6 protein-coding genes are annotated in these 6,766 nt (G+C 68.8%); 5 read left to right on the forward strand and 1 reads right to left on the reverse strand.

The genetic code is table 11. The features are described from left to right. Positions 1-32: 32 nt before the first annotated feature. The gene (locus AB0K52_RS24585; RefSeq protein ID WP_363536817.1) at positions 33-1,178 is read left to right on the forward strand and encodes an AAA family ATPase; all 1,146 of its coding nucleotides are present in this window, start codon (positions 33-35) and stop codon (positions 1,176-1,178) included. Continuing rightward, a complete protein-coding gene (locus AB0K52_RS24590) occupies positions 1,179-2,015 on the forward strand; it encodes a hypothetical protein (protein WP_363536820.1) in 837 nt (278 codons plus the stop codon). Here AB0K52_RS24590 and AB0K52_RS24595 read toward each other — a convergent pair. Then, on the reverse strand, positions 2,012-2,641 hold the full coding sequence (locus AB0K52_RS24595) for a TetR/AcrR family transcriptional regulator (protein ID WP_363536822.1): 630 nt from the start codon (positions 2,639-2,641) through the stop codon (positions 2,012-2,014). The two genes, AB0K52_RS24590 and AB0K52_RS24595, sit on opposite strands and share 4 nt — an antisense overlap. A 208-nt stretch (positions 2,642-2,849) precedes the next feature. Between AB0K52_RS24595 and AB0K52_RS24600 the strand changes: the two genes are divergently transcribed. The 3 genes from AB0K52_RS24600 to AB0K52_RS24610 all read left to right on the forward strand — a co-directional run bounded on the left by AB0K52_RS24600 (position 2,850) and on the right by AB0K52_RS24610 (position 6,633). Continuing rightward, positions 2,850-4,241, forward strand: coding sequence for an MFS transporter (locus tag AB0K52_RS24600; protein WP_363536825.1), 1,392 nt, complete (start codon positions 2,850-2,852; stop codon positions 4,239-4,241). After that, complete coding sequence (locus AB0K52_RS24605) at positions 4,238-5,452, forward strand: FAD-dependent monooxygenase (RefSeq protein WP_363536828.1); 1,215 nt, start codon at positions 4,238-4,240, stop codon at positions 5,450-5,452. Before AB0K52_RS24600 ends, AB0K52_RS24605 begins: the two co-directional genes overlap by 4 nt. A gap of 74 nt (positions 5,453-5,526) precedes the next feature. After that, complete coding sequence (locus AB0K52_RS24610; RefSeq protein WP_363536831.1) at positions 5,527-6,633, forward strand: epoxide hydrolase family protein; 1,107 nt, start codon at positions 5,527-5,529, stop codon at positions 6,631-6,633. Positions 6,634-6,766 lie beyond the last annotated feature (133 nt).

A 6,766-nucleotide genomic window follows, 5' to 3' on the forward strand; every position in this document is an offset into this window, starting at 1 on the left:
GGTACCAGCCCCCTGGCGAGACGGAGACCCCCGTGCAGCAGAAGACCCGCGACGAAGTCAGGCGCATCGCGCACGACGTCGCGAAGCAGCAGCTCGACCGCCGCGACCACGACCTCGCCGGCCTCGCCGAGAAGGCCGCGGCGAAAGCCACCCGAGGACTCCTGTCCATCCCGCACCAGACGATCAAGCGCATGGTGGAGAACGAGACCACCGCATGGACCGACGAGCAGGAACGCCAGATCGCGCTCGCCCGCGACGAGCACGAGGCCCTGCTCGAACAGCACCGGCACGACTACTACACCGAGATCGAGGAAACCCGCGCCGAGATCGTCGCGAAGCTCGCCGTGCTCGTCCGCGCCGAGATCGAATCGCAGCTCCCGGGCCTCCTGCCCGAACCCGTGCAGGTGCTCCTCCCCGAAGCGCCCCGGCCCATCGACATCGAAGGCGCCGCGCACCACATCCTCCCCGAACTGCTGCTCGCCCTGCGCGCGCGCTGCCACGTGCTGCTCGTCGGCCCGGCCGGCACCGGGAAGTCCATGCTCGCCAAGCAGGCCGCCGAAGGACTCGGGCTCGGCTTCCACGCCCTCTCCCTCGGCCCGACCACCCCGATGAGCAAGGTCTTCGGCTACTACGACGCCCACGGCAACTACCACGGGACGCCGTTCCGCCGCGCCTTCGAAGAGGGCGGCGTCATGCTGCTCGACGAACTCGACAACGGCCACCCCGGCCTGCTGGGGGAGTTGAACCAGGCGCTGGCCCTTCGGGTCTGCGCGTTCGCCGACACGATGGTGACCGCGCACCCGGACTTCCACCTGATCGCGACCGCGAACACCTTCGGCACCGGAGGCGACCAGCGGTACGTCGGCCGGCAGAGCCTCGACGCGGCCACATTGGACCGCTTCACCATGATCGAGGTCCCGATCGACCCGAAGCTCGAACGCCGCCTCGCCCACGCGCACGCCCCCTCGAAGTCGAACGAGGTGAAGCGGCTCCTCAAGGAAGTGCAGCGGCTCAGGGGCATCGCCGAACGCAAGCACCTCCCGCTGGTCTTCTCGCCGCGCGCGAGCATCGACGGGGCGAAGCTCCTCGAAGCGGGCGCCACCTACCAGCAGGCCCTCGAATGGCGGGTCCTCAGAGGACTCTCGGACGCCCACCGGAACGCGCTCGGAGTGCAGTAGATGCCCGTCATCAAGCCGCTCCACTCCTGGCGGGAGTTCCTCGAAGCCTCGCAGCAGCCGCCCTCCGTCTCCTACGGCTCCGGCCGCAACGCCGAGACCCATTGGGCCGGAGCCACCTTCGAAGAAGCCCAGCGGCTCGGCGTGGACGGCTGGCACGTCGACCTCCCCGACACCGACGTGGCCGTCGGCGAACTCCGCGAACGCGCGGGCCTCAGCCGCACCGTCACCGCCCTCGAACCCAGCTGGGACGTCACCGGCAGCGAAGTCGACGTCGGCGTCTACCTCTCAGGCGTCCCCGAATGCATGGTCGACGCCGTCCCCCGCAGCACCTCCGTGCGCGGCCGCGTCGTCACCTTCCTGGTCCCCGCCACCTACTCAAGCTCCACACCGCACCACTACATCAGGAACCGCGGCCTCGCGCTCGCGGCGCTCTGCTCGGCCATCATCGAAGTCGGCCACAGCGTCGAGATCTGGAGCGGCTACGCCGCGAACCTCCCGAGCACGGGCCGCTTCTCAGCGGTCGCCCGCGTCATCGCCGCGGGCGAACCGCTCGACATCGGCCGCCTCTGCTTCGCGACCGCCCACCCGGCGATGCTCCGCCGCCTGTGGTTCTCCGTCCTCGACACCGAGGACCGCGACTTCGTCCTGCGCCTGATCCTGGCGAACTACGGCCGACCGCCGTTCTCCTGCAAGGCGACCGACCTGCCCGACGGCATCAGCGACCCCTACGTCTTCCCCTACCTCGACGACCGCGAATCCCAGTGGCGCACCCTCGACGCCTCCCTCGAATGGAGCCGCACGACCTTCGAAGACCTCGGTCTGCTCCGCGACCACTAGCGCCGATAGGCCCTGAGGAACGCCCGCACGCCTTCGACGATGAGCGGCCGCACGCGGGAGTCCTTCTCCGCGTTCGCGGCACCGAGCCGGCTGAGCGTGACGCCGAAGGTCAGCGCGATGAAGTGGTCGGCCGCGAGCCGCGGATCGGGGACCTCGAGCAGCCCCGCCTCGGCCAGAGCGGCGAACCGCTCGCCCATGGCCTCCTCGGGCGCGTTGGTGAGGGCGCGGTCGTCGGGGTGGGGGAGGTGCCCGGACGCGGTGTTCACGAAGCGCTGCAGGGTCGTGTACTCCGCCGAGTCGAGCATGTCGGTGGTGATCCGCATGGAGAACTCGACCAGGGCCGGCTCGAGCTCGGCGGGGTCGGTGAGGCCTTCGAGGGTGTCGGTGAGGGTGCGGCGGACGGTGGCCAGCAGCGTCTGGCCGACCTCGTCGAAGACCGCGTGCAGCAGGGTCTGCTTGTCGCCGAAGTAGTCGTAGACGGTCCGCTTCGAGACCTGGGCGCGAGCGGCCACCGCGTCGACGCTCGAGCGGTCGAATCCCTCTGTGAGGAACAGCTCACGAGCCGACGTGAGGATGGCGGCTCTCTTCTGTGCGGACCCCGCACGCAGCGTCTTCTCTGTCGGCATAGGCGCATCCTAACGGACCGCGCGCGCGGCCCGGTCGTTCGCCGCCTCGAAAATGCACTACACCGTGTAGTGTAGTCTCTGAAACCATCGGCCCGAGACGATCGCCAGACCGCTTCTGGCGCTGGGTGATCGGTGCTGAACGAGGAACCGACCCCCGCGGGAACCGGCATCCACCGGCGTCTCGCAACCGACGATGAAAGGAACGTTCATGGTCGTAACGCTGGACTCCCCGGTCCGCATCGGCAAAGCGGCGATCGGGGCCCTCGGCACCCTTGCCCTCGCACTCGGCACACTGCAAGCGGTCGTGGAGCCTTCGCTCCCGCTCCTGCAGCACGACCTCGGCATCGGCCCCGCCGAGGGCTCGCTGATCTTCATCACCCTGCTCATCACCGGCGCGGTCGTCGCACCGATCGCGGGCAAACTCGGCGACCGCTACGGCGGCAAACGGGTCCTCGTCGCGCTCATGGTCGCCGTCTCGGCGGGCGGCGTGCTCTCCAGCCTGGCACCGAACCTGCCCGTGCTCCTGCTCGGCCAGATCCTCCAAGGCGCGATGGTCGGCGCGCTGCCGCTCTCGTTCATCCTGGTGCGCAAGCACCTCCCGCCGGGCCGCACGCAGGTTGCGGTCGGCCTCGTCAGCGGACTCTTCACCGGCGGCGGCCTGGTCGGCATGCTCGTCGCCGGGCCGATCGCGGAGCACCTCTCCCGACACTGGATGTTCGGGATTCCCACGACCGCGATCATCGCCGCGACCCTCCTCGTATGCCGCCTGATGCCGGACGACCCGCCCACCGCCTCCGACGCCACGATCGACTGGCTCGGCGTGATCCTGCTGAGCTGCACACTGATCGCGCTCGTGCTCGGCGTCATGGTGGTGACCGGCGGCGGCCTGCCGACCCTGGCGATCGTCGCGATCACCGTCGCCGTGGCGGCGCTCGCGACCGGATGGGTCACGGTCGAACGACGCGTCGCCTCGCCCATGGTCGACCTGCGCATGCTCGCCATGCCGGCGATGTGGAGTTCGGCCGTCGCCACCCTCCTCATGAGCCTCGGCTTCGGCATGGCGGTGTACCTCATCCCGCAGCTGCTCTCCGTGTCCGCCAACGGATACGGCTTCGGATCCGACCTGTCCGACATCGGCCTCTACCTCCTCCCGGCGACCATCGCCGGAGTCGTGGCCGGAACGATCGCCGGGATCGCCTCGCGGCGCTTCGGCACCCGCGCCGTGATCACCGTGGGCGCCATCGCCACGGCCGCCACCCTGATCGCCCTGGGCTCGACGCACGACGCCACCTGGCAACTGGTGGCAGCCCGCGCGCTCATCGGGTTCGCCGTCAGCGTCAGCGCGGTGGCGCTGCTCGCGGGCACCGCCACCACCGTCGACGCCAAGGACACCGGCATCGCCACAAGCCTGCTCGTGGTGACCCGCGTCGTGGGCGTCGCCCTGGGCGCCCAAACGGGCGGCGCGATCCTCGACGCCAGCACCGACCCGACCGGCCTGCCCAGCGAGACGGCCTTCACCACCGGCTTCATCATCGCCGGCGTCATCGCCGCCCTGTCCCTCCTCGTCGTCCCCGCCATGAAGAAAGGAACCAACGCATGACCGCCACCCATCGACCGCGCACTGTCCTGATCTCCGGGGCCAGCATCGCAGGACCCGCGCTCGCTTTCTGGCTGCACCGGTACGGATTCGAGGTCACCGTGGTCGAGAAGGCCAGCGCGCCGCGCACCGGCGGCTACCCGATCGACCTGCGCGGCACCGCGATCGAAGTCGCCAGGCGCATGGGCGTCCTGCCGCTCCTGCAGCAAGCGCACATCGACACCAGGCGAATCACCTTCCTCGACCCCGTCGGCCGCGAGATCGCCACGATCGCCCCGCACACCCTCGCCGGCAGCGTCGAGGGCAGGGACCTCGAGGTAGCGCGCGGCGACCTGACCGCGATCCTCTACTCGAAGGTCCGCGACGACGTGGAATTCCGCTTCGACGACACCATCGAAACCCTCGACCAGTCCGCCGACCAGGTCGACATCACCTTCCGCAGCGGCGAACAGCGCACCTTCGATGTCGTGATCGGCGCCGACGGCATGCACTCCCACACCCGCGGCCTCCTTTTCGGCCCCGAAGCGCCCTTCCACCGCGACCTCGGCTACCGCTTCGCCGTGTTCACCATGCCCAACACGCTCGGCCTCTCCCGCGAACTCGTGATGTGGAACGCCCCCGGCAAGTCGGCGGCCCTCTACGCCACCGGCACCAGCGACGACGAACTCCACGCCTTCCTGAACGTCCACCAACCGCAGCAGGCAGGCCGAAGCCAAGAGGCCCAAGCGAACCAGATCGCCGAAACCTTCAAGGGCTCGGCCTGGAAAGTCCCCGAGATCATCCAGGCGATGCGCAACGCAGACGACCTCTTCTCCGACACTGTCGGCCAGATCCGCATGCCCACCTGGTCAAGCGGCCGAGTCGCCCTCGTCGGAGACGCCGCCTACGCACCCTCATTCCTGACCGGCCAGGGCACGAGCCTCGCCCTGGTCGGTGCCTACATGCTCGCCCACGCCCTGGCCACGCACCCAGACCACCAAACGGCCTTCGCCGCTTACGAACAATCCACCCGCGACTTCACCTCAGCGAACCAAGCCCTAGTCGACCACGGTACGGCCGCACTCTTCCCCACCACCGCCCACGACCTGGAGCAACGCAACGTGAGACTCCGTAGCCTCACCACCATCCCCACACCAACCCCACGACCGGCCTACACGGCCCTCACCCTGCCCGAAGACCCGGCGGTAAATTCTTCAGCGAAAATCCTGGAATAGAGCATTCCGTTCTGATATGCTTGAGGTACCAGAGGGGGACCGGCCCCCGAAGGGCAAGTGAGAGGAAGACGGCAATGGCTCAGCACGAGGCGATCAAGTCCTTCACCATCGACATCCCGCAGTCCGAGCTCGACTACCTCCGGGACCGCCTGTCGCGGGCCCGCCGCGCCCAGGAGATCGCCGGCGTCGGCGACGAGTACGGCGTCACCGTCGACCGCGTCGACCACCTCACCGATTACTGGCTCAAGGGATACAGCTGGCGCGACACCGAGGCCCGACTCAACGGCTTCCCGCAGTTCGTGACCGAGATCGACGGCCAGCGCGTGCACTTCCTCCACATCGAGTCGCCCGACCCCAACGCCGTGCCGCTGCTCCTGCTCCACGGCTGGCCCGGCACGATCATGGAGTTCGTCGACCTCATCGAGCCGCTCACCCGCCCGGCCGACGGCCCCGCCTTCCACCTGGTCATCCCCTCGCTGCCCGGCTTCGGCTTCTCCGGCCCGACCACCGAGACCGGCTGGGGTGCCGCCCGCACCGCGAAGGCCCTCGCGACGCTCATGGCGCGGCTCGGCTACGAGCGCTACGGCGCCCACGGCAACGACGGCGGCGCGTTCATCGCCCCGGAACTGGGCCGGATCGACGGCGAGCACGTCATCGGCGTCCACGTCGACCAGATCTTCTCGTTCCCCTCGGGCGACCCGTCCGAAATGGAGGGCATGACCGAAGAGGAGATGGGCGCCCTCCAAGTCCTCCAGTGGTTCTACGAGAACAAGAGCTCCTACGACCAGCTCCACACCCAGCAGCCCCAGACCCTCGCCCACGCCCTCGCCGACTCCCCCCGCGGCCTCCTCGCCTGGATGGACCAGCTCTTCGGCGACGCCGTCGACGACCGCTTCGTCATCGACAACGTCATCATTCACTGGCTCAACTACACCATCGCCTCATCGATGCGCTTCTACTTCGAGAACAAGCACAACCCGATCGACACCACACCCGCGAACTTCCCGATGGCAAACTCCAGCTTCGCCGGCGACTTCCAGTCCATCCGCCGCTTCGCCGAACGCGACTACACCAACATCACCCAGTGGCGAACCCACGACACCGGCGGCCACTACGCCGCCCACCAGGCCCCCGCCCTCCTCGCCACCGACCTCCGCGACTTCTTCACCACCCTCGCCTGAACCCGAGGCCGCGCAAACACGAAAGGCCCGGATCCTTGCTTGGGTTCTAGGAGTCGTTGCAACACCTTGATCTACAAGGGATTGCGATGGATTTCGAGATCCGGGCGGACCGGAAGCCGCAGGGGCCCAGGAA

It is taken from the genome of Glycomyces sp. NPDC049804, from assembly GCF_040674615.1.
Lineage (GTDB): Bacteria > Actinomycetota > Actinomycetes > Mycobacteriales > Micromonosporaceae > Glycomyces > Glycomyces niveus.

Bases quoted from the DNA above. Each gene is read 5' to 3' on its own strand.
- AB0K52_RS24590 (WP_363536820.1), top strand. From the start codon at position 1,179: ATGCCCGTCATCAAGCCGCTCCACTCCTGGCGGGAGTTCCTCGAAGCC.
- AB0K52_RS24595 (WP_363536822.1), bottom strand. From the start codon at position 2,641: ATGCCGACAGAGAAGACGCTGCGTGCGGGGTCCGCACAGAAGAGAGCC.
- AB0K52_RS24600 (WP_363536825.1), top strand. From the start codon at position 2,850: ATGGTCGTAACGCTGGACTCCCCGGTCCGCATCGGCAAAGCGGCGATC.
- AB0K52_RS24605 (WP_363536828.1), top strand. From the start codon at position 4,238: ATGACCGCCACCCATCGACCGCGCACTGTCCTGATCTCCGGGGCCAGC.
- AB0K52_RS24610 (WP_363536831.1), top strand. From the start codon at position 5,527: ATGGCTCAGCACGAGGCGATCAAGTCCTTCACCATCGACATCCCGCAG.